Genomic DNA, 20,716 nt, shown 5'->3' on the forward strand with positions numbered 1-20,716 from the left:
CACGCTTTGATTGATAGAGAAAACCGCAAGGGGCCCCGTATGAGCCAACTGGAAGCTGCGTTAGAGGCAAAAGTTCAGCATGCCATCAGCCTGCTGCAAGAAGCCGAAGGCAAATATGCCAAGGTGACCTTTGCCAATAGCCTGGGGGCGGAGGATGTGGTCATTGCCCATCTGATCAGCCAGCATGCGCCGGGAATCAGCCAATTCTGCCTGGATACTGGCCGGCTGCCGGAAGAAACCCTTAACCTGCTGGCGAAAATCCAGCAGGAGCTGGGTATCAAGGTACAGGTGTTCTACCCCGAGGCTGCCGATGTCGAGGCCTATGTCAGTGCCAATGGCATTAACGCCTTCTATGAAAGCCTGGAGCTGCGCAAAGCCTGCTGTAACGTGCGTAAAATCAAGCCGCTCAAGCGTGCACTGGCCGGGCAGGATGCCTGGATTACCGGCATTCGCCGTGAGCAGTCAGTGACCCGGGAGCAGGTGCCCTTTAGTGAGTATGACCTCAGCAATGGCCTGGATAAGGTCAATCCGCTGGCGGACTGGAGCGAGAAAGAAGTCTGGGCTTATATCCGTGCTTTTAATGTGCCCTATAACGCCCTGCATGATCGCCACTACCCCAGCATTGGCTGTGCCCCCTGCACCCGCTCGGTAACAGTGGGTGAAGATGTGCGCTCGGGCCGCTGGTGGTGGGAAAACGCTGACCTGCGTGAGTGTGGCCTGCACCCTGGCGGTGCCTCGCCACTGTCCTCCTCACTGAAACGCCCTGGCTAGGTGATTAGCCTGCCACAACAAGCCCGCCGCTTATGCCGCGGGTTTTTTTATGTGTGCTGCCAAGCGGACGTCATGCAGTTGTCATTTAGCCTTCCCATACTGCCAGCTTCTTTAACGCGGGGAGTGAGAAGCGATGAAAGCGACTTGGCTATTAACAGCGTTGGCCGCCAGCTTAAGCGTGGCGACGGTCAAAGCGGAAATTCAGGTTGAACGGTATCAGGTTGAGATTGCGGCGGAAAATCGGGTGCCCTATCAAGGGGCTTTCAAAAACCTGTTCCCGCAAGGTTTTGCTCCAGGGTTAGGTTCAGGCTTGGCGTTTAAAGGTAAACATGCCGATGGCAGTTTGAGTTTCTATGCGCTGACGGATCGTGGCCCCAATACCGATGCGCCCAAGTTGCAACAGGGGCAGGGTAAAGCCGCCACTAAAGTCTTCCCCAGTCCGGATTTTGTACCCACTTTTATGGAAGTCCGTATCCAAGGGCAGCAGGCGTTGGCCTCGGCTCCCCGAGCGTTGCAAGATGAGAACGGGCCCATTAGTGGCCTCCCCCTGCCCATAGGAGTAATAGGTTCGACCAATGAGGTGGCACTGGATGAGCTGCTCAAGCCAATCGCGGTACAGCAATCTAATGGACTCGATACAGAAGGGATGGTGAGTGATGGTCAGGGTGGATTTTGGATCTGTGATGAGTATGGTCCCTTTATCGCGCAAATAAATGCCGAAGGCCGCATCTTACGCAAGTTTGGCCCCGAAGCCGCAACCGGTGAGCAGGGGGTTGCGGGGGGCTTGCCTAATCTTCTCAAGTGGCGCCAGCCTAACCGTGGTTTTGAAGGGGTGGCCATGACCCCGGCGGGTAAGGTTTATGCGGTGGTACAGAGTACCCTCAATATTGAGGGTAACACCCGTGATAGCGCCCAGTTTATCCGTATTGTCGAGCTAGACCCCTCCACGGGAGCGACCCGGATGTTTGCCTATCCCCATGACATCAGCGCCTATAAGCGCAGCCGTGATGCCAAAATTGGTGACTTGCTCGCTTTGGATAATCAGCGCTTTTTATTGATTGAACAGGGCAAGGGTGCGGATAAGAACATGCGCAACCTGATTTATTTAGTCGATCTGAGTGAAGCTACTGACCTGAGCAATCTGCAAATCGAAGGCAAGGAGTTGGAGTATGCCAGTGCGGAACAACTGGCGGCGGCAGGGATAAAAATGGCAAACAAGAGCCTTAAAGCGGATCTGCGTGCGTTGGGTTGGCAGGTTGAGAAAGCCGAAGGACTGGCTCTGGTGGATGAACGTACCCTGGCGGTAGCCAGCGATAACGACTTTGGTGTTGGCATCCAGGTGCAACAAGCTGCCAAGGGAGGAGAGGATATTGAGGATTACCTGACCGATGGCGAAGGTCAGTTATGGTTTGAGGGACAACCTGTACAGGCTCGCCTTTCCCTACAGCCGCTCAAGGGAGAGGATGCCCATTCAATGCTGTGGTTATTAAAGTTGGATCAGCCGCTGCTATAAACGCCACAATCCCCCACCGTCCAGCAGTGGGGGACCTTGCTATCTCGTTAAGTCTTAGCTTTGCGGCAGTTTAAAGGTCCAGACGGAGCCACCCTGGTTAAAGTCTTTTACCCGTTTGGCCACTTCGCCACCCCAGAGCGGGACGGCGCCACCCCAGCCGGAGACCACGCTGATGTACTGCTCACCATCCATTTCCCAGGTGATGGGGGAGCCGACAATACCGGAGCCGGTATTGAATTTGTACACCACCTCGCCGGTCTGGGCATTGAGGCCGAGCAGATAGCCTTCCGGATTGCCGAAGAACACCAGATTACCCTTGGTGGTCATTACGCCGCCCCACAGCGGTGCGTAGTTCTTATAGCGCCATTTTTCTTGCCCGGTTTTCGGATCGATGGCGCGCAGTACGCCAATGTATTCATCGTTAAGCGGCTTAATGGTAAAGCCTGCACCCAGGTAGGCTGCGCCCTTCTTATAAGAGACGGGTTCGTTCCAGATATCCATGCCCCACTCATTAGAGGGAACATAGAACAGGCCGGTATCCTGGCTATAGGCCATTGGCATCCAGTTTTTCCCACCGAGGAAAGACGGGGTGGAGAACACTGACTCGCCTTTTTTGCCATCCTGACTGTTGGCAGGATTGCCGGGGCGGCCATCCTTGCTGTAGATGGGGCGGCCCTTGTCATCCAGGCCTTCGGCCCAGGTGATCTTATCGACAAAGGGGAAGCCGCGGATAAAGCTGCCGTTTTCCCGGTTCAGTACATAGAAGAAGCCGTTACGGTCAGCGGTGGCTGCTGCCTTTACTTCTTTGCCCTGATCCTGATAGTTGAAGGAGATCAGCTCGTTGACGCCGTCAAAGTCCCAGCCATCGTTCGGCGTGGTTTGGAAGTGCCAAACGATACTGCCGTCATCGGGGTTAATCGCCAACCGGGAGGAGGAGAACAGGTTGTCGCCGGGGCGCAGGTGGGAGTTCCAGGGGGCCGGGTTACCGGTACCGAAGAACAGCAAATCCACTTCCGGATCATAGGTGCCCCCTAGCCAGGTAGCGGCGCCACCGGTTTTCCACAGATCGCCAGGCCAGGTTTTACCGGCTTCGCCACCGGAGATACCGTTTTCGACTTGCTTGCCATCTTTCCAGATGTAGCCCATGTGGCCTTCAACGGTGGGGCGGGTCCAGACGATTTGCCCGGTTTTTGCATCGTAGGCTTCGACTTTACCGACGATACCGAATTCCCCCCCGGATACCCCGGTAATCACCTTGCCTTTCACCACCAGGGGAGCAGCGGTAATGGAGTAACCGGCCTGATAGTCGGCTACGGTCTTTTTCCATACCACCTTGCCGCTGTCTTTATTCAGGGCAACCAGTTTGGCGTCGAGGGTGGCGAAGATCACCAGATCATCATAGAGGGCTACACCCCGGTTAATCACATCACAGCAGGGCATGATGCCATCGGGCAGGCGGGCATCGTACTGCCAGAGCTCATCGCCGCTCTTCACATCAATGGCAAATACCCGTGAGTAAGAGGCGGTAACGTACATGACGCCGTCTTTTACCAGAGGCTGGGCTTCTTGCCCGCGCTGTTTCTCACCACCAAAGGAGAAAGCCCACACCGGGCGCAATTCTTTCACGGTATCAGGATTAATTTTATCGAGGGGGCTGTAACGCTGGCCCTGGAGGCCCATGCCGTTGGAGACAACGTCTTCGGCGGTGGCCTGGTCATTGAGAATATCCTGATCGGTCACAGCAGCCACGCTGCTACCAGCATAGCTGGCACTGATCAGTAAGGCGGCGAGACTAAGCTTGAAGCACTGGCCTGGTCTTTTCATCACTCGCTCCTTTCGGGCAGTTGTTTTTTTATTAGGACTGAAGGCGTGGCCTTCGACTTAGTCATTCTTGTAAAGCCAGCAGGCCGGGAACATTGCCCGGCGGTGCTAACCCTGTCATTCCTTGGTCGTACTACTGGCCTGGGCGGAAGTGCTGCTGGGCTCGGCAAAGGCCTGCTGCTCATACTGGTTGTAGAGGTGAGCGACCGAGCGTTGCAGCTCATAGCGTGACAGGGCGATGCCGTTGAAATGCGCAGGGATGGGTAACTGCATGGCTTCGGTCATGCTCAGGCCGGCCTGAGCAGCCTGTTGGAGCAGTTGATCAAGCCAGCCGAGATAAGCCTGGGTTTGTTCGATGGCTGCCGTGCCCTGACTAAGGGGGCCATGCCCCGGCACCAGTTGGTTAAAGGGCTGACGGGCCAGCAGCCCAAGCTCCTGCTGCCACAGCGCCAAGCCGGGGGTATGGGGAGTCGTCAGGGCGCGTTGATGGAATACCAGATCACCGGCAAACAGGGTGCCGCTGGGTTCATGCAAAATGGCCAGATCCGCACCGGAGTGACCGCGCAGGGCCAATAAGCGCAAACGCTGGCCACCAATCTCGATGCCAGTGTTCAGGCTGTCCGGCCCCAGCGTTTGGTTAGGCAGCTGGACCTGGGTGTCCCGCATCCAGTCCCCCACCAGGGTGTAGAGGGTTTCTGCCACCGCATCACCCTCTTGTTCGAGCTGCTGCAGGGTCGCGGGCAGGGCGGCAATCGGTGCCTCCTCGGCAAAGGCCAGGTTGCCAAGCACATGATCCGGATGGTGATGGGTATTGAGCACCAGCACCACCGGCTTGTCCGTCAGGCTGGCGATGACCTTGCGCATGGCCTTGCCATAGCGTACCGAGGGGCCGGTATCGATCACGACCACCCCAGCCGGAGTGAGGATAAAGCCGGTATTGACGATATTGCCGCCATTGAGGCGACTAAAGGCCTCCTGTTTGCCCTCCAATAACCAGACATTGTCGGCAATGGCGATGGGTGTTAAGGCGTAATCCAGCGGGCTGGCGTGGAGCCAGGGGCTTAGTACCAGGCTCCATAACGGGCCAAGCCATAGCAGCACAGTGAGGCGCATCTTAGTTACCTCCCTGTGGGGGGTAGTGGAACTCATTGCCATTGTTATCCCGCAGCGCCAGTTGCACCGCGCGGGTGCGGTTTGGCAAAGACAGGGTGAAAACCGGATCAGGGCTGATGGAGGCATTCAGCTGCAGGCGTGCCAGGGGCCCCTGCTGGTCACTGATCTCCAGGCTTTGTAAATAAAACTCCGGAATGTTGTTCACCAGACCGGTATCCATCGGATGAATTACCCGCAATTTAAGCCGTGGCCCCTCTGCCAGGGGGAATAGCCGCGCCTGAATCTGCCCCAACTGGGTTTGCCAGAGCTGGCTGGCGGCGGCCGGGCGCGGGGCCGTGCAGCCACCGCCGTGGGCATCAATGCGGGTACTGCCGACATACCAGCGGCCATCATCGGCGAGAATGGCCGCCCGCACCGGGGTGCTCTGTTGCACCTTGATGCGCACAGACAGTTGCAAAGGCATCGGCAGCAGCGGCTCGTAAGTGAGAATGTGCTGCAGTGGATTAAGTTCCGCCCAGACCTGCATCTTGATGATTTTTTTAGCGAATTGACTGGCGTCGATACTGATCGGCACCTGGGTGGCATTTTCGGCAAAGGGGGCGGTGCTGAGCTGAATCGCCTCGCTGAACTCATAAGGGGCCTCGGCACCGAGAAAGGCCTTGCGGGTAAAGTCCCACATCACCGAATTGAGTGGGTCCGGCGGGGAGGCCAACAACCAGGGACAGTAGAGGCTCAGGGTAAGCCAAGACAGTGCACGCCGGAGCATGCGGCTAGGTGAGTGGGCCATCCTTCTCTCCCCGCTGGTTGAGTGAGTTGCTGGGCATTTAGTTGCTATACGTTCAGTGGCTATACGTTCAGTGGCTATACGTTCAGTTGCTATACATGGGCGGAAGCTCGTAGTGCAGGCCGTAACGCTGGAACAGGGCAGCCATTTCGCCGGACAGAATCATCTGCTCGACAATCGCCTCCACCGCGTAACCCAGTTGGCGATAGGTGTGTTTGACCGCCATGCCGATATCCCACTTTTGTTTGCCAATCAGCGGGAAGGCATTACTGCCGGCAGCAAAGTCAGGGTTGTTGGCTTGTCGCAGTTGCCAATCGATTTCGGCCCCCATCCCCATTACCGCCGCCACCTGCTGTGCCTGCATGGCCTGAAAAGCCTGGCCGACATTGGGATAATGGCGGGCTTGGTCACGCAGCCGCCCTTGCAGGGCCGAGGTCAGGTAAAAAGCTGGCAGGGAGTCGATCTCCACGCCGATAGGGTGGTATTGGAACAGTGCCAGGGTGCTGACTTCGCTGAGTTGGCGACGGTCATAGGCCAGTTGCCAGCGCTCACGCTGGTAAGGGGCAAACATCACCACCTGCTCATTAATCAGCTCACCGGTGGAGTCGCGCATGTAGGAGAATTCCCGGTCGTAGGGCACCCGCAGCATCACGTCGGCCAGGTGTTTGGCGGCGAGGGGGTTGGCTTCGTCCTTATCCAGGTAATGCCCTTTCCAGACGTGATTGCGCAGGTCATCCTCCAGATTCTCATCCGGGGTGATCCAGTGGGGACGAAACTCGACCCCCAGACCGGCAGCAATGTGTTGACCAATCTCGACATCCACCCCGCGGGGCTGGCCCTGCTCATCAACAAAGGAATAGGGCGGAAAGTCGCGGTAGAGGCCGATGTAAATATGGCCACTGGCGATAACATGATCATACTCCCGCGCCATTAGCCCCGGGCTGAGGCCGCTTAGCAGCAGGCTAAGCCAACCCCACCCCAGGCTGCGGAGCAGGTATGCCGCCTTAGTTTTCACGGCGGGACTCAATGTAGGTACGAATCGCCCAGAGGGCTTCCTGGCTCAGGTAATCCGCCATTCTTGGCATATAGACGGCGCCATCGCGGACGGCGCCGTTAATCACCCGATACTTGAACCACTCATCCCCATCAATCCCCGGCTCCAGGTTACGCAGATCAGGGGCGATACCGCCGGAGATGGCCTCCAGGCCATGGCAGCGGGCACAGTTCTGGTTGTAGGCAGAATCACCAATCTTGATCGCCAGTTCCTGGTTTTCGTAGGGGGCGCGGTAGGGGTTTTCATCCACCCATTCTTCCCCCAGTTGGGTCAGGCCAGCGGTATCGACCGCCTGGGGGGTGACATCGCCGTGGGCGAAGGCCATAGCGGTGGAAAGGCTCAGCAAGCTCGCTAAAGTCAGGTTCAGGGTGCCTAAAGGCTTATTGTTATGACGCATGGCGGATACCTGTTGTTTATGTGGAAGCGTTAATAGGGGACGGTGATCGCTGACAAAAAATCAGGCCGGGTTAGCGGGTTCAGCCTTATCTTGGCCCAGGGGCGTTGGCCTCAACATGCTACTTTGCGGCCTAACCCCCTCCTTCGTTGGTAGTAAAAAGCGTTACTGCACCACGAAAACAGCAGTCATCCCTTTCGCTTCCAGCCCTTCGGCGTAGAAGGCATATTCACCGGGCTTAATCGGCACAAAGTACAACTCCGCTTCCCCCTCTTGCTCAAACTCCAATTCGGTCAGGCTGATGGCTTTGATCTCCAGGCCGCCGGCTTCCACCTTGCGCAGGAAAATCGAGGCAAAAAACTCCGGTGCCTGCATGGCGTATTCACTCTGTCCGCTGGAGATGATGGCCAGCTTGTAGGCTTTGCCGGTTTCCAGCTCATAGCGTTTGTGCGACATGAAAAAGTGATCGTCTTCTGTGCCCAGCACCAGGTCGGGTAGTTTTTCCGGGCGCAGGGAAAGGTCACCGGCGGCCTGGGTGGGCAGGGCGGGGAGCAGCAGGCTCAAGCTGAGCAGGCTGGTCAGTAAAGCGTGGCTAAGGAAGGGACGCATGAGGTGTGGCTCCTTTTTTATTGAAGTGAGTTATTGAAGTGAGTCGGCGTCGATCGATGCCACTCCATCATGCAAAGCGGGCGCAGTGGAAACATCCTACTTAGGGACGAATTGATTGCTACTTTCTTGCCATTTAGTCCTGGCGCGCAGCTGCCTATGCTGAAGGCCTCGAATGATCATCTGGGGCCAATGGCATGGAGACCTCCCTGATTTACCCGTTGCATCAGCACGCATGGCGTCTGCTCAGGCGCCTGGTCAAGGCAATGTTATTGGCGTTGCGCTGGACGGTGGTGTTGCTCAGTGTCTGGCTCACGGTCAATGGTGTGCCCCAGAGTTTGGCGGCGCAGACCCAGAGCTTGGCGGTGCAGGCGACGGCATCTGACAAGCTGTTGATTGAGATGGTCTACCTGCAATACCAGCCGGAGCGTCCGCCGGTGCTGTCCAATATCCTGCCGGAACCCGAGGATTTGGGCGCAAGGGGGGCGGAGCTGGGCATCGCCGATAACAACAGCACCGGTCGTTTCCTCAAGCAGGATTACCGCCTGCATACTGTGGTGGAAACCGAGCTGGAGCCGCTCTTGGTAAAAGCCGAGGCCCTCTATCAGCAGGGCCAGCGTTTTTTTATCACCCGTCTACCCGCCCAAGCATTGCAGCAGCTATCGGCCCGTTTGGGGCCTGAGGTGCTGATCTTTAATGCCGGTAGCAGTGATGATGCCCTGCGTAGCCAACTTTGCCTGCCGGGGGTGCTGCACACCCTGCCCAGCTATGCCATGAAGGCGGATGCCCTGGCCCAGTGGGCGGTGAGCCGTAATTGGAAAAAATGGTTGTTGATTCAGGGCAGTCGGCCAGAGGATGTGGCCTTTGCTACCGCCCTGAAACGCAGCGTGCAGCGCTTTGGTCTGCAGCTGGTGGCAGAGAAAACCTGGGATTACGACACCGACTTGCGCCGCAGTGCGCAGACGGAGCTGGTGCGTTTTACCCAGACGGATGAGTACGACCTGGTGGTGTTGGCGGATGAGTCCGGCGACTTTGGTGAGTATGTGCTCTACAACACCTGGTTGCCTCGTCCGGTGGCCGGCACTCAAGGGTTGCGGCCGCTGGGCTGGCATCGGGTGGTGGAGCAATGGGGCGCGGCCCAGTTGCAAAACCGCTTTATCAAGCTGGCCGGTCGGGATATGCAGGAGCAGGATTATGCTGCCTGGGTGGCGGCCCGTGCCCTCAGTGAGGCCGTGATTCAGCTCAAGCTCAAACAGCCCGAACAGCTGCAGCCAGCCGTTATCCGCAATCTGCTGGTGGACGAGCACTTTGAACTGGCGGCTTTTCAGGGGCGTAAGCTCAATTTCCGCCCTTGGAGTGGCCAGCTGCGCCAACCTATTCCCCTTGTCCATCCTCGTGCGTTGGTGAGTCAGTCACCGCAGGAGGGTTTCCTTCATCCCCGTACCGAACTCGATACCCTGGGCTTTGACCAGCCGGAAGTACAGTGCGGGGCGAATGGCTGAGTCTGCCCCTACAGGAGCCTGATAATGATAAAAACTGCCCTGCGTACCTCGTTATTCAGTGTGCCGCTGCTGCTTTGTTCCAGCCTGGCAGCGGCCAGTGTGGCCTATGTTTCCAATGAGAAGGACAACAGCCTCTCCCTGATTGACCTCAATACCCTGGAGGTGATCAACACCCTGCCGGTGGGCAAGCGCCCACGTGGGATTACCCTGTCGAAGGACATGAAGTACCTGTACATCTGCGCCAGTGACTCCGACACCGTGCAGATCATGGACTTGGCCGATCACCGCATTATTGCCGAACTGCCCTCCGGTGAAGACCCGGAGCAGTTTGCCCTGCATCCGGATAACCGCCACCTCTATATCGCTAATGAAGATGATGCACTGGTGACGGTGGTGGATGTTACCAACCGCAGTGTGCAGGCGCAGATTGAGGTGGGAGTGGAGCCGGAAGGCATGGCCGTCAGCCCCGATGGCAAGTGGGCAGTCAATACCAGCGAAACCACCAATATGCTGCACTGGATTGATACCCAAACCCATCAGTTGGTGGATAACACCCTGGTGGATCAGCGCCCGCGCCATGTGGAGTTCAGTCAGGATTCCAAGGTGTTGTGGGCCTCGGCGGAAATCGGCGGTACCGTCACGGTGCTGGATGTGGATAGCCGCCAGGAGCTGAAAAAAATCAGTTTTGCCATTCGTGGCGTCTCGCCAGACAAGGTACAGCCGGTGGGGATCAAGCTCAGCAGTGATGGCCGCTATGCCTTTGTTGCCCTGGGGCCCTCTAATCACGTGGCGGTGGTGGATGCGCAAAGTTATGAAGTGCTCGATTACCTGCTGGTGGGGCGCCGGGTATGGCATCTGGCCTTTAGTCCGGATGAAAAACTGTTATTGACCACCAATGGTGTCAGCGGCGATGTGTCGATCATCGATGTCGATAAGCTGAAGGTGACCCATAGCATCAAGGTGGGGCGCTACCCCTGGGGGCTGGCGGTGAAGCCCTGAGCCTGCCTGGCCAAGAGGAGGTGCCCATGACCACCCTGGAAGTCAGCCAGCTCAGCTTCGCCTATGGTGGCAAACGAGTGCTGCAGGAGGTCAGTTTCAGCCTGCAGTCCGGTGGCTTCTATGCCCTGCTTGGCGTCAATGGGGCAGGGAAAACCACCCTGTTTAATTTGCTCACTCGCTTGTTGGCGTTGCAGCAGGGTCGGATTCATTTTCCGCAGGCCAGCCGCCAGACCCAGGCCGAGGTGCTGCGCCAGTTGGGGGTGGTATTTCAGCAAAGCACCCTGGACCTGGATTTAACCGTGCAGCAAAACCTCAGCTATCACGCTGCCTTGCAGGGGCTATCCCGTGCGGAGGGGCAACGGCGGATTGAGCAGGAGCTGGAGCGGATGCAGATGCTGCCGCGCCTGCATGAGCGGGTGCGGGAGCTTAATGGCGGTCATCGGCGTCGTCTGGAGATTGCCCGGGCGCTGCTGCATCAGCCGAGCATCTTATTGCTGGATGAAGCCAGTGCCGGAATGGATGTGCAGAGTCGTCAACGCCTGCTGCAGCATGTGCATCAACTCTGTGCAGAGCGGGGCATCAGTGTGCTCTGGGCCACCCATTTGCTGGAAGAAGTCAGCAGCGAGGATCAGTTGCTCTGGTTACACCAGGGGCGGCTATTGGAGCAGGGGCAGGTGGCGCAGATTTGTCAGCGCCAGCAACAGCCGGATTTACCCAGTCTGGTACAACACTGGCTGGCACAAACAGGAGAATGCTGATGGAGGTTGTGTCCACTACCCTGCGCCAAACGGTCGGGCCTGGGCGCTGGCAGCATTATCAGCGTTGTTTGAGCGGTATTGTGCAGCGTGAACTGTGGCGCTTTATCAATCAGAAAAGCCGTTTCTTCAGCGCCCTGGTACGGCCTTTGTTATGGCTGCTGGTATTTGCTGCCGGTTTTCGCGCCGCCCTGGGGGTGTCGATTATGCCGCCCTATAGCACTTACATCCCCTATGAGGTGTATATCGTGCCGGGTCTGTGCTGCATGATTCTGCTGTTTAATGCCATGCAGAGTAGCCTGTCGATGGTGTATGACCGCGAGATGGGCAGCATGAAATTGTTGTTGATCAGCCCCTTGCCGCGCTGGTTCTTGCTGTTGGCAAAGATGCTGGCGGTGTCGCTGGTGTCCTTGCTGCAGGTGTACACCTTTTTGCTGCTGGCCTGGCTCTATGGCATTGAACCGCCCTGGTGGGGTTGGTTGCAGGCCTTACCGGTGCTATTGCTGGCCTCCTGGCTGCTGACCGCGCTGGGGCTGTTTATGGCCAGCCATATCAAGCAGCTGGAGAACTTTGCCGGGGTGATGAACTTTGTCATCTTCCCGATGTTTTTCCTGTCGTCGGCACTCTATCCCCTGTGGAAAATGCAGGAAGCCTCGTTGTGGCTGTATTGGCTGTGCCAGCTTAACCCCTTTACCCATGCGGTGGAGGCGGTGCGTTTTGCCCTCTACCTGCAATGGCAGTGGCAGGCACTGGCGATCACCGCGAGTCTGGCACTGTTGCTTGGTGGGTTGGCCTTGTGGAGTTTTCAGCCGCTGCGAGTAGTGGGGCGTTGACTGGCCTGTGCATCGCTAAAATTACGACTTTAGTACTGCTTTTTTCGTGGCGAAGTAGCATGGCGCATCCTGGCTGACGGGGGTCTAATGCAGGAATCGCACTGTTGTTCCACTGGAGTTTGCTCTATGTTGTCACTCAACCTCGGTGGTAAGGTGCAAGGCGTTAACCCTCGCCTTGGCACCCTTGCGCTTACCCAAGTAACCCGACAACTGCTGGTTTTACTTTGGGGAGCTTTGGCCTGTTCTGCCAGCTGGGCGGAGCAGGCCCTCTTTTCTGCCCAGGGCTATCGCCTGGAACATTACCGCAGTCCTACCCCGTTACAACATGAGCAGGCTCAGGTACTGGATACCCAGGCCCTGCAACAGCTGTTGCTGGCGCAGCCCCATAGCCTGTTGATTAACGTACTCCCGCTGAGTTATCAGCATGGCCGCTTTATCGAAGATCAACCGGTGCAGCAATTGCCGGGCAGCTACTGGCTACCCAATGTTGGCAAGGGGCAGCTGAGTGACGATTGGCTGGCCTATTTACAACAGCATCTCCAGCAGTGGCAGGCACAGCAGCCGGGCGCACCCCTGGTGTTCTATTGCCGTTCCGACTGCTGGCACTCCTGGAATGCCGCTAAGCGTGCGGCGGAGTTGGGCTTTGCGCCCTTGTACTGGTACCGCGATGGCGTGGATGCCTGGCAACAGGCAGGCCTGCCGCTAGACCAAGGTCGTCCTGAAGCCAAGCCGGAGACTCAGGCACAATAAGGCTAATGCAGCACAGTCGGCTAATCGGCTGGTTGAAAACAACAATAAAACAGGGGCCACGCATGACGTGACCGAGGAGCCGAGAATGTACAAAATCCTGATTGCGGATGATCACCCCTTATTTCGTGAGGCGATCCAGAGCGTGATTGAGTCCTGCTTTGCAGGCGCTGAGATTCACACCACCGATACCCTGGAGGCCACCCTGGAGCTGACCCAGCAAGAAGAAGACCTGGATCTGATTCTGCTGGATTTGAACATGCCGGGCATGAATGGCCTGCAGGGGCTGATCAGCTTGCGTAATACGGTGCCGACCATTCCGGTGGTGATTGTCTCGGCGGAAGAGAGCAAGCAGGTCGTGCTACAGGCGATTACCTCCGGTGCGATCGGCTTTATTACCAAGTCCTCCCCGCGCCAGAAAATGGCTGAAGCCCTGCAGCAGATTGTCGAGGGCAATGTCTATCTGCCATCGGATATTATCCGTGCCAATGCGCGGGAAGGCCGCCGTCATGGCCAGCAGGAGGAATACCAACTGCCGCCGGAGCTGCTGGAGACCCTGACCCGCCGCCAACTCTTGGTGCTGGAGCGGATGTCGAAGGGGGAGTCGAACAAGCAGATTGCCTACAATCTCAATATTGCCGAAACCACGGTAAAGGCTCATGTGTCCGCGATTTTACGCAAGCTCAATGTACATAACCGTATTCAGGCGGTGCTCTCCACCGGCAGTATTGATTTTGCGCTGTACCTGCGCCGCTAGGTGGATGCTGGGGCCGGTTGCTCCAGGAGATGGATCAGGCTCAGTTTGAGCTTGAGCGGCTTCACCGGCTTGTGCAGCAAACGATAGCCCTGGGTGCGAATCTGCTCTTTCAATTCCTGGCTGTGGTTGGCGGTAATCATTAATACCGGCAGGGCACAGCCGAGCTGCTGCTGAATCAAGCTGACGGCATCCAGTCCCTGTTCACCATGGTCGAGGTGATAGTCGGCAATCAACAGCTGTGGCTGCTGGCCCCGTCCTTTCGCCAGCAGTTCTGCAGCACTCAGGCCCCAACAGAGTTCTACCCCCCAACCACTGAGTAACTGCTGCATGGCGGTGCAGATGGTTTGATCATTGTCCACCAGCCATATCCGTGCCCCGCTCAGGCGCTCGTTATCGGGTTGCGGTAAGTGTTGCTGAGGGCTAAGGGCAGCCTGCTGGCCAACAGGTACCTCGACCGCAAAGGTTGAGCCACGACCCAGTTGCGAGTGCACACTAATGCGGTGCCCCAGTACTTTGCTGATCTTGTCGACGATGGCGAGGCCTAATCCCAGCCCTTTATCCTGACCGTTCTGTGGCCGCTGCAGGCGTTCAAATTCATGGAAAATGTCCTGCAGTTTGTGGGCCGGAATACCGAGGCCGCTATCCCATACCTCAATACGAATGGCGTCAGGCAGGCGGCGGCAGCCAAGTAAGACCCGCCCCGTCGGGGTATAGCGCAGGGCGTTGCTTAACAGGTTGCGCAGGATGCGTGCTAATAGCTGGGAATCGGTACGGACAATGGCGGAGCAGGGGACAAAGTGCAGGCGTAGCCCTTGCTGCTGGGCCAGGTGCTGGTATTCGTGGGCAAGGTGATCCAGCAGTTCACTGAGATGAAAATGGGTGATGTCAGCTTTGACCACCCCGGCATCCAGTTTGGAGATATCCACCAGGGAGCCGAGCAGGGACTCGACATCCTCCAGGGCATTGCTGGTGGAGTGCACCAGCGGACGCAGCTCCTCGGCCAGGTTTTTTTCCGCCAGGGCACCGGTAAACAGGCGCGCCGCATTCAGGGGTTGCAGCAGGTCATGGCTGACTGCGGCGAGAAACTTGGTCTTGGACTGGTTCGCCTGCTCGGCGGCGCGGGTGGCATCGCGTAGCCGGACTTCCGCCTCGGCACGCTCATGGATTTCCTGACGGAGTTGCTGGTTGAGGGTGGTCAGCTCGGCGGTGCGTTCCTTCACCCGTTGCTCCAGGTGACTATAGGCTTGTTGCAGCTCCAGCGCGGTGCGTCTTTGTTTGCTGATGTCCTGGATCATCACGAAGAAGCCATCCACCTGGCCCTGGCTGTTGCGATTGGGCACATAGGACTTGCGCATATGGCGCAGTTGCTCGCCCCGGCCTTCATCAATCTCAAAGGTGACTGCGCGTCCACGCAGCGCCTGCTCAATAAAGGGCAGCAGCTGACGCATCTGCGCCTGGGGGTGAACCTGCTCAATGGCTTGACCATAGAGGCTGCCACGGGGGCGGCCATACCACTCGTCATAGACCTTGTTGGTAAAGCGATAGCGCAGATCGGCGCCGACATAGGCGATCAGGGCGGGAACATTATCGGTAATCAGACGAATCCAGGCTTCGTTACGCTTGAGGGTCTGGCTGTGCTGATGGCGCTCGGTAATGTCGGTATGGGTGACCACCAGGCTCTGATCCGGCAGGGGGTGTACCTGTAACTCCAGCATCCGTCCCTGGGCCTGGGGATATTCCTGGGCGCGGCCAGTGGCCAGTGCCAGTTGCAGCAGAGCGGCGTACTCGGCCTGTTCATGCATCAGAGCGAGGAAGGACTCCCCCGCCTGCAGTGGTGGTAGCTCCCCCAGGCGCAAAAAGTGTTGATTAGCCAGTTCCAGCAAACCCTGGGGATTGATCAGTGCCACCCCCTGGGAGAGGTTGTCGAGGGTGAGCTGCAGCTTATGGGCCTGCTCGGCCAGCGCCAGTTCGCGGCGGGCGTTTTCCCGTGCCTTGAGGGCGGAAATATCGGTATAGAGCACCACCTTGCCACCATCGCGGGTGGGCTTTTCGCGCATTTGCAGCCAACGGCCGTCACGCAGATGGTAGACCTGACAGCCATCCAGCAACGCTGATTCCTGAATCAGTTGCAGGCTGCTGGCGGCCTGCTGCATGTCGTTTAAGTGACTGCCGATTTGAATCGGGTGGCCACTGTGTTGCCAGAAGGCGGCAAAGTGACGATTGAACAGGCGAATCCGTCCCTGGGCATCAAAGAGCACAAAGGCATCGGAGATGCTGTCGATGGCTTCGAGCAGGTGCTGGTGCGAGGTTTCCGCCTGGTGTTTGGCCTCCTGCAGCGCCTGATGGCTGATTTTTAACTCCGCCAGGGCGGTATTGAGGGCATCGGTGCGTTCACGCACCTGCTCCGCCAGGGTGACGGCATGGGAAAAGGCGGCAAAGGCACTGGGGTCTTGACCGACCCCGGCTTCGACCCGGCTGATTAGCGCGGCATTGATGCGCTTGAGCTTGGTGTTCTCCTGCTCCAATTGCGCCAGACGCTGACGTAGCTCGGCTGCACTCATGCTAGTTCACCTGGGGGCGGGGGTGACCAATGGCGACCCCGGTGAAGGTTTGATTGATGTGCATGCCCTGCACATGCTCGCCATAGGTGTTAAAGCCAATCACCCGATGCTGGCGTAATAGCGCTGATCCCTGTGGCTCCAATTGGCGTTGCTCGATTTCCAGGCGGCGTAAAAAACAGTCACAGCCAATCACTAACTGTGGTGGCCCCAGCTGACGCTGCAGGCTGAGCAGACGTTGCTCCAGTTGCTGCAAAATGGCAGTAGGCTGCATGCGGGTGAGCACCAGACCGGTATCAATCGCACAATAGAAGGTCAGGCTGAGGTCAGCATTGACGCTCTGGATCGAGCGCACGTAGTAATCCTCCCCCAGACGGATCGCCAGCGGATGCAGGGCAAAAACCGCTGGTGTCAGGGCGGCTAATGGCAAGTTCAGCAGGCGGGCGTATTCAAGGGCGGCGGGCTCGGCGTTAAGTTCCAACACCCGCCGCTGTTCCGGCAGGGCGGCGGTCACCACCATCTTCTCCCCCGGCTGTTGCAGGTGGTGCAGGCTGAACACCTCGAAGGGGTAAGGGGTGTTCACCAACATCACAATGGCGGCCTGGCAGTGAAAGCGGCCTTGATAGAACACATGGGTATGGCTGAGGTGCACATCATCCCCGGCGGAACCGCCAAAGTGGGGAATACTGCCCAGGGCAGCATTGAGCGCCACCAGGGTCAGTTCCTCATTACTGGAAAGGCCATCGAGCAGGGTCATGGCAAAGCTATGGCCCTGAATGGGGGCAACCTGATGGGCGCGACAATCGGCAATCAAGCGATCTACCCGCTGCTGTGCCTTAAGCAGGCTGAAGTCCTGCAGGTTGTCGATCAGGGTGGCGGCGATGGCAAAGTGTGGGCGCAAAAAACCGAGGGCGCTGATACAACCCTGGCTATAGCCCTGGCTGGTAATCTCCCCGGCGGTGGTACAGCCCGCCAGGGGTAGCCCGGCAAAGGCCTGGTTGAGCGCTTGCTCTAAACTGGCGAGATCATAGGCCGCTGAGCAAAAAAACAGCACAAAGCCGAGATCGGCATGGTCGAGCTGCTGGCGTAACTCATGGGCGGCCTGGCTCGCATCGGTCGCAGAACTGGCGGCGGCAATATACGCCTGGGTCACCTGGACTCCTCCTCGGCAGACTTCCTGGCGCCGTTGCCAGGAGAAAAACACCCCTGCGCTTTTGGCATCACTCAAAAGCGCAGGTGCTGCCTATACCGAACAAGCCAAACCGGTAGACAGTAATAAGGTGCCTAGTGATTGTAAGGAGGCCAGGGCCGCCACCGACATACTACTTCGGTGCTGGTTCGGCTTGGGCTTTGGTGGGAGGTTGGGCAAGGCCGATATGAGGAAACTGACGTTTGCCTGACTTTAATCGTTGTTCAATAGCCGCAATATCTTCGCCGCTTTCAATTGCTGTAGAACTCGCAACTGAGCGAATCAGCACTTCCCGGCTGGGCTTGGTTCGCTGATGTGGTTGGTCTGCCATCCATCGTATCCAAGGGGTAATAGTATTGAGTTGAAAGCGTAGCAGAGCCTAGGCAGGTGACTAGCCTAAGCTTAATAAATGACTAATCACCGCCCGTAGTTTACCCGCCTTGACCGGCTTGGGTAGCACTGGCAGTTGGCGTTCACGCCAGTGTTGGCGGTTGCTATCGCTGCGATCGGCGCTGATGATCACGGCGGGTAAATCTGGCTGCTGGCGACGCAGTGCATCCAGCACCTGCAGGCCGGTTTGGCCGTGATCGAGGTGGTAATCCACCAGTAACAGGGCGGGGGGCTGACGCTTGCTGATATGCAGTGCTTGCTCAAGATTCGTGGCCAGGCTGACCTGACAGCCCCATTGTCCCAACAGGGTGGCCATGCTGAGCAAGATGGCTTCATCGTTATCCACCACCAGAATATGGGCGGCGGGTAATTGCCCAGGCTGGTGACTGCTTTTATGTGGGTTGGGGGGGGAGGCGGGGGTAGTGGCAAGGAGTGGCACCCTGATACTAAATACCGAGCCCCGGCCCTGGCGTGAGCGCACCTCCACCGGGTGGCCCAGTACCCTGGCCATCCGCTCGACGATGGCTAAGCCCAGTCCCACCCCTTTGCTCTTGGCATTGCGCTGATGCTGCGGCAGTTGGCGAAACTCCTGAAAAATTTCACTGAGCTGGTGGTTAGGAATGCCGGCGCCGGTGTCCCACACCTGTAGTTGCCAGTAAGCTCCCCGCCGACGGGCGCTGATCAGGATGCGCCCGTGTTGGGTATAGCGCAGGGCATTGCTGATAAAGTTGCGCAGAATACGACGCAGCAGGTGCGGGTCGGAGCGCAGTTGCCCTTGCCGTGGGCGCACCTTCAGCGCCAATCCTTCCTGTCGTGCCAGTGGCTGAAATTCCTGCTCCAGGCCACAGAGCAGGGTGTGCAGATCACACTCCTCCCACTGCGGTTGTACGGCATTCTGATCCAGCTTGGAAATCTCCAGCAGATCGGCCAGCAGCTCTTCTGCGCCATCCAACGCCAGTTGCACATGTTCGACCAACTCGGCCTCGGCCTCCGGCAGTGCCCGCTCGCCAAGTGCGGCGACCAGCAGGCGGGCTGCATTCAGGGGTTGCAGCAGATCATGGCTGGCGGCGGCCAGATACTTGTCTTTACTGAGGTTGGCCTGTTCCGCTTCGACCTTGGCCTGATGCAGTTGCTGGTTGAGACGGGTGAGCTCCTGGGTGCGGCTGCGCACCCGTGCCTCCAGCTCTTCATTCAGTTGCTCCTGGGCCTGCTGGGCGCGCACCCGCTCGCTGATGTCCTGCACAAAGGCTTCCACCAGTGGGGTATCGCCCTCCTGCTTTAACAGGGCATTGAGGGAAACATAAATGTGTTCGCCATCGGGGCGCAGCAGCTGGGTTTCAAAACGATAGAGGCGGCCCTGGCTGAGCAGTTGCTGGCGCAGACGCAGGTAGCTTGAGCGGTCGGCAAACAGGCTGGCCAGATCCGGCAGCTGTTCCAATAGCTGACGGCTGTCAAAGTAGCCACAAATACCCGCCAGGGCAGGGTTGGCGGTGCGCAGTGGGCCATCCAGCTCGGCCTGGAAGATGCCATGCAGAGCGTTTTCAAACAGCCATTTATAGCGGTTGCGTTCGGCCTCCAGCTCCGCCAGCTTGGTTTCCAGCTCGGCGTAGTGGCTCTTGCGGGCGGAGGAACTGCCCAGGCCGATCAGATCCTCCAGTCGCAGCGGTTGATCCTGGTCAGAGTGCCTCGGCATAGACGCTTTCCACATCGCGCTGGCTGGACTTGCGCGGGTTGGTGAGCAGGCAGGGGTCTTTGACCGCCTTGCGCGACAGAATAGGAATATCGGTGGCTTTAACCCCCAGCTGGCCAAGGGATTGCTGTAAGCCGACCTGTTGCTTGAGTTCGATAATCCGCCCGAGCAGTTTTTGCTTCACTTGGCGTCCATTCAGACCCCGCACATCCAAGCCCATCTGGCTGGCGACCACGCGGAAGCGTTCTTCCGCCGCCGGATAGTTATAGGCCACCACATGCTCAATCAGCATGGCATTGCAGAGGCCGTGGGGCAGATCGAGGAAGCCACCCAAACTGTGGGACATGGCATGCACAGCGCCGAGGATGGCATTGGAAAAAGCCAATCCGGCCTTGAGGGAGGCCAGCATCATCTGCTCGCGCAGGTGCAAGTCGAGCGGGTTGGCTACCATCGCCACCAGGTGGGTATTGATCAGGCGGATGGCCTCCAGCGCGTGCATATCGGTCAGGGGGCCAGCGGCAGTGGAGACAAAGGCTTCGATGGCATGTACCAGGGCGTCCACCCCGGTGCAGGCACTGAGGAAGGGGTCCATGGTGGCGCTGGTTTCTGGATCGATCAGCGCCACGTCGGGCACCAGCGCCTTGCTGATAATCGAAATTTTCACCCGTTCACTTTCATCATTAATGATGGCGAACTGGGAGACATCCGCCGAGGTGCCAGCGGTGGTCGGAATAAAAATGAGCGGCGGGATGGGACTATGAATGCGGTCTATCCCCTCGTATTCGAGAATATGTTGGCCATTGGCGCTGATAATGCCAATGCCCTTGGCGCAATCCATCGGGCTGCCCCCGCCAATCGCCACAATCAGGTTACAACCCTGCTGGCGATACAGTTCCGCCCCTTGCATGACCTCCTGGGCGCGGGGGTTGGCGGATACCTCGGTGAAGGTGACAAAGTCGATGCCCTCCTGATCCAGCAGGGCGGCAATGTCAGCGACCCAGCCTGCGGCGACCACGCCAGGGTCTGAGACCAGCAGAATCTTGCGCACAGCAAAGGTGCGGGCATAGTTGGCGACCATCTTACGGGCACCTAGGCCAAAGATGATCTCGGGTGAGACAAACTTACGCAGTCGACTGATATCACTCATGGGGCTTGGCCTGCAAAGCGTTGGGCGCTTTGTCGTTGTTATTATTGGGCTCCTGGGCTGCCATCTTAGGCAGAAGTCGTAGAGGGCGACAAC

General features: G+C 58.1%; 19 protein-coding genes. 8 read left to right on the forward strand and 11 right to left on the reverse strand.

The window, feature by feature from the left end; all coding sequences use genetic code 11:
- Positions 1-39 precede the first annotated feature (39 nt).
- Both Q334_RS0116020 and Q334_RS0116025 read left to right on the forward strand, forming a co-directional pair.
- On the forward strand, positions 40-771 hold the full coding sequence (locus Q334_RS0116020) for a phosphoadenylyl-sulfate reductase (RefSeq protein WP_027314094.1): 732 nt from the start codon (positions 40-42) through the stop codon (positions 769-771).
- Positions 772-904: 133 nt separating this feature from the next.
- On the forward strand, positions 905-2,284 hold the full coding sequence (locus tag Q334_RS0116025; protein ID WP_027314095.1) for an esterase-like activity of phytase family protein: 1,380 nt from the start codon (positions 905-907) through the stop codon (positions 2,282-2,284).
- A 54-nt stretch (positions 2,285-2,338) separates the two neighbouring features.
- Here Q334_RS0116025 and Q334_RS0116030 read toward each other — a convergent pair whose 3' ends face one another.
- The 6 genes from Q334_RS0116030 to Q334_RS0116055 all read right to left on the reverse strand — a co-directional run bounded on the left by Q334_RS0116030 (position 2,339) and on the right by Q334_RS0116055 (position 8,059).
- Entirely contained in the window at positions 2,339-4,108 is a 1,770-nt protein-coding gene (locus tag Q334_RS0116030) for a PQQ-dependent methanol/ethanol family dehydrogenase (protein ID WP_027314096.1), read from the reverse strand.
- A gap of 114 nt (positions 4,109-4,222) precedes the next feature.
- A complete protein-coding gene (locus Q334_RS19530; protein WP_051527882.1) occupies positions 4,223-5,218 on the reverse strand; it encodes a quinoprotein relay system zinc metallohydrolase 1 in 996 nt (331 codons plus the stop codon).
- 1 nt (position 5,219) lies between these two features.
- On the reverse strand, positions 5,220-6,005 hold the full coding sequence (locus Q334_RS0116040; protein WP_051527883.1) for a quinoprotein dehydrogenase-associated SoxYZ-like carrier: 786 nt from the start codon (positions 6,003-6,005) through the stop codon (positions 5,220-5,222).
- Positions 6,006-6,087: 82 nt separating this feature from the next.
- Positions 6,088-7,017 (reverse strand): substrate-binding periplasmic protein, encoded by a 930-nt coding sequence (locus Q334_RS0116045; protein WP_035461853.1) that lies wholly within the window; start codon positions 7,015-7,017, stop codon positions 6,088-6,090.
- Positions 7,007-7,453, reverse strand: coding sequence for a cytochrome c-550 PedF (gene pedF, locus Q334_RS0116050; RefSeq protein ID WP_035461854.1), 447 nt, complete (start codon positions 7,451-7,453; stop codon positions 7,007-7,009). The genes Q334_RS0116045 and pedF overlap by 11 nt, the downstream gene beginning before the upstream one ends.
- Before the next feature lie 162 nt (positions 7,454-7,615).
- Positions 7,616-8,059, reverse strand: coding sequence for a cupredoxin domain-containing protein (locus tag Q334_RS0116055; RefSeq protein WP_027314100.1), 444 nt, complete (start codon positions 8,057-8,059; stop codon positions 7,616-7,618).
- Positions 8,060-8,253: 194 nt separating this feature from the next.
- Here Q334_RS0116055 and Q334_RS0116060 point away from each other — a divergent pair, with 194 nt between their 5' ends.
- From Q334_RS0116060 to Q334_RS0116085, 6 genes are all read left to right on the forward strand, one after another.
- Positions 8,254-9,558 (forward strand): ABC transporter substrate-binding protein, encoded by a 1,305-nt coding sequence (locus Q334_RS0116060; protein ID WP_245593703.1) that lies wholly within the window; start codon positions 8,254-8,256, stop codon positions 9,556-9,558.
- Positions 9,559-9,582: 24 nt separating this feature from the next.
- Positions 9,583-10,557 (forward strand): YVTN family beta-propeller repeat protein, encoded by a 975-nt coding sequence (locus Q334_RS0116065; protein ID WP_027314102.1) that lies wholly within the window; start codon positions 9,583-9,585, stop codon positions 10,555-10,557.
- 26 nt (positions 10,558-10,583) lie between these two features.
- Positions 10,584-11,315 (forward strand): ABC transporter ATP-binding protein, encoded by a 732-nt coding sequence (locus tag Q334_RS19535; protein WP_051527884.1) that lies wholly within the window; start codon positions 10,584-10,586, stop codon positions 11,313-11,315.
- A complete protein-coding gene (locus Q334_RS0116075) occupies positions 11,315-12,145 on the forward strand; it encodes an ABC transporter permease (protein ID WP_081414492.1) in 831 nt (276 codons plus the stop codon). Before Q334_RS19535 ends, Q334_RS0116075 begins: the two co-directional genes overlap by 1 nt.
- 126 nt (positions 12,146-12,271) lie before the next feature.
- Positions 12,272-12,895 carry a rhodanese-like domain-containing protein gene (locus Q334_RS0116080; RefSeq protein WP_081414493.1) on the forward strand — a complete coding sequence of 208 codons (624 nt, stop codon included), beginning with the start codon at positions 12,272-12,274 and terminating at the stop codon, positions 12,893-12,895.
- 85 nt (positions 12,896-12,980) lie between these two features.
- On the forward strand, positions 12,981-13,649 hold the full coding sequence (locus tag Q334_RS0116085; protein ID WP_027314105.1) for a response regulator: 669 nt from the start codon (positions 12,981-12,983) through the stop codon (positions 13,647-13,649).
- Here Q334_RS0116085 and Q334_RS0116090 read toward each other — a convergent pair.
- The 5 genes from Q334_RS0116090 to ercA form a co-directional block, all read right to left on the reverse strand.
- Positions 13,646-16,210 (reverse strand): hybrid sensor histidine kinase/response regulator, encoded by a 2,565-nt coding sequence (locus tag Q334_RS0116090; RefSeq protein WP_027314106.1) that lies wholly within the window; start codon positions 16,208-16,210, stop codon positions 13,646-13,648. The two genes, Q334_RS0116085 and Q334_RS0116090, sit on opposite strands and share 4 nt — an antisense overlap.
- A gap of 1 nt (position 16,211) precedes the next feature.
- Positions 16,212-17,360 (reverse strand): nitric oxide-sensing protein NosP, encoded by a 1,149-nt coding sequence (gene nosP, locus Q334_RS0116095; protein ID WP_027314107.1) that lies wholly within the window; start codon positions 17,358-17,360, stop codon positions 16,212-16,214.
- Between the two features lie 169 nt (positions 17,361-17,529).
- Positions 17,530-17,727 carry a hypothetical protein gene (locus Q334_RS19540; protein ID WP_035461855.1) on the reverse strand — a complete coding sequence of 66 codons (198 nt, stop codon included), beginning with the start codon at positions 17,725-17,727 and terminating at the stop codon, positions 17,530-17,532.
- A gap of 60 nt (positions 17,728-17,787) precedes the next feature.
- Complete coding sequence (locus Q334_RS0116105) at positions 17,788-19,479, reverse strand: ATP-binding response regulator (protein ID WP_027314108.1); 1,692 nt, start codon at positions 19,477-19,479, stop codon at positions 17,788-17,790.
- Positions 19,463-20,623, reverse strand: a complete 1,161-nt coding sequence (ercA, locus tag Q334_RS0116110) for an alcohol dehydrogenase-like regulatory protein ErcA (protein WP_027314109.1) — start codon at positions 20,621-20,623, stop codon at positions 19,463-19,465. Before ercA ends, Q334_RS0116105 begins: the two co-directional genes overlap by 17 nt.
- Between the last annotated feature and the right edge of the window lie 93 nt (positions 20,624-20,716).

It is taken from the genome of Balneatrix alpica DSM 16621, from assembly GCF_000619885.1.
GTDB lineage: Bacteria > Pseudomonadota > Gammaproteobacteria > Pseudomonadales > Balneatricaceae > Balneatrix > Balneatrix alpica.

Bases quoted from the DNA above. Each gene is read 5' to 3' on its own strand.
- Q334_RS0116020 (WP_027314094.1), top strand. From the start codon at position 40: ATGAGCCAACTGGAAGCTGCGTTAGAGGCAAAAGTTCAGCATGCCATC.
- Q334_RS0116025 (WP_027314095.1), top strand. From the start codon at position 905: ATGAAAGCGACTTGGCTATTAACAGCGTTGGCCGCCAGCTTAAGCGTG.
- Q334_RS0116030 (WP_027314096.1), bottom strand. From the start codon at position 4,108: ATGAAAAGACCAGGCCAGTGCTTCAAGCTTAGTCTCGCCGCCTTACTG.
- Q334_RS19530 (WP_051527882.1), bottom strand. From the start codon at position 5,218: ATGCGCCTCACTGTGCTGCTATGGCTTGGCCCGTTATGGAGCCTGGTA.
- Q334_RS0116040 (WP_051527883.1), bottom strand. From the start codon at position 6,005: ATGGCCCACTCACCTAGCCGCATGCTCCGGCGTGCACTGTCTTGGCTT.
- pedF (WP_035461854.1), bottom strand. From the start codon at position 7,453: ATGCGTCATAACAATAAGCCTTTAGGCACCCTGAACCTGACTTTAGCG.
- Q334_RS0116055 (WP_027314100.1), bottom strand. From the start codon at position 8,059: ATGCGTCCCTTCCTTAGCCACGCTTTACTGACCAGCCTGCTCAGCTTG.
- Q334_RS0116060 (WP_245593703.1), top strand. From the start codon at position 8,254: ATGGAGACCTCCCTGATTTACCCGTTGCATCAGCACGCATGGCGTCTG.
- Q334_RS0116065 (WP_027314102.1), top strand. From the start codon at position 9,583: ATGATAAAAACTGCCCTGCGTACCTCGTTATTCAGTGTGCCGCTGCTG.
- Q334_RS19535 (WP_051527884.1), top strand. From the start codon at position 10,584: ATGACCACCCTGGAAGTCAGCCAGCTCAGCTTCGCCTATGGTGGCAAA.
- Q334_RS0116075 (WP_081414492.1), top strand. From the start codon at position 11,315: ATGGAGGTTGTGTCCACTACCCTGCGCCAAACGGTCGGGCCTGGGCGC.
- Q334_RS0116080 (WP_081414493.1), top strand. From the start codon at position 12,272: ATGTTGTCACTCAACCTCGGTGGTAAGGTGCAAGGCGTTAACCCTCGC.
- Q334_RS0116085 (WP_027314105.1), top strand. From the start codon at position 12,981: ATGTACAAAATCCTGATTGCGGATGATCACCCCTTATTTCGTGAGGCG.
- Q334_RS0116090 (WP_027314106.1), bottom strand. From the start codon at position 16,210: ATGAGTGCAGCCGAGCTACGTCAGCGTCTGGCGCAATTGGAGCAGGAG.
- Q334_RS19540 (WP_035461855.1), bottom strand. From the start codon at position 17,727: ATGGCAGACCAACCACATCAGCGAACCAAGCCCAGCCGGGAAGTGCTG.
- Q334_RS0116105 (WP_027314108.1), bottom strand. From the start codon at position 19,479: ATGCCGAGGCACTCTGACCAGGATCAACCGCTGCGACTGGAGGATCTG.
- ercA (WP_027314109.1), bottom strand. From the start codon at position 20,623: ATGAGTGATATCAGTCGACTGCGTAAGTTTGTCTCACCCGAGATCATC.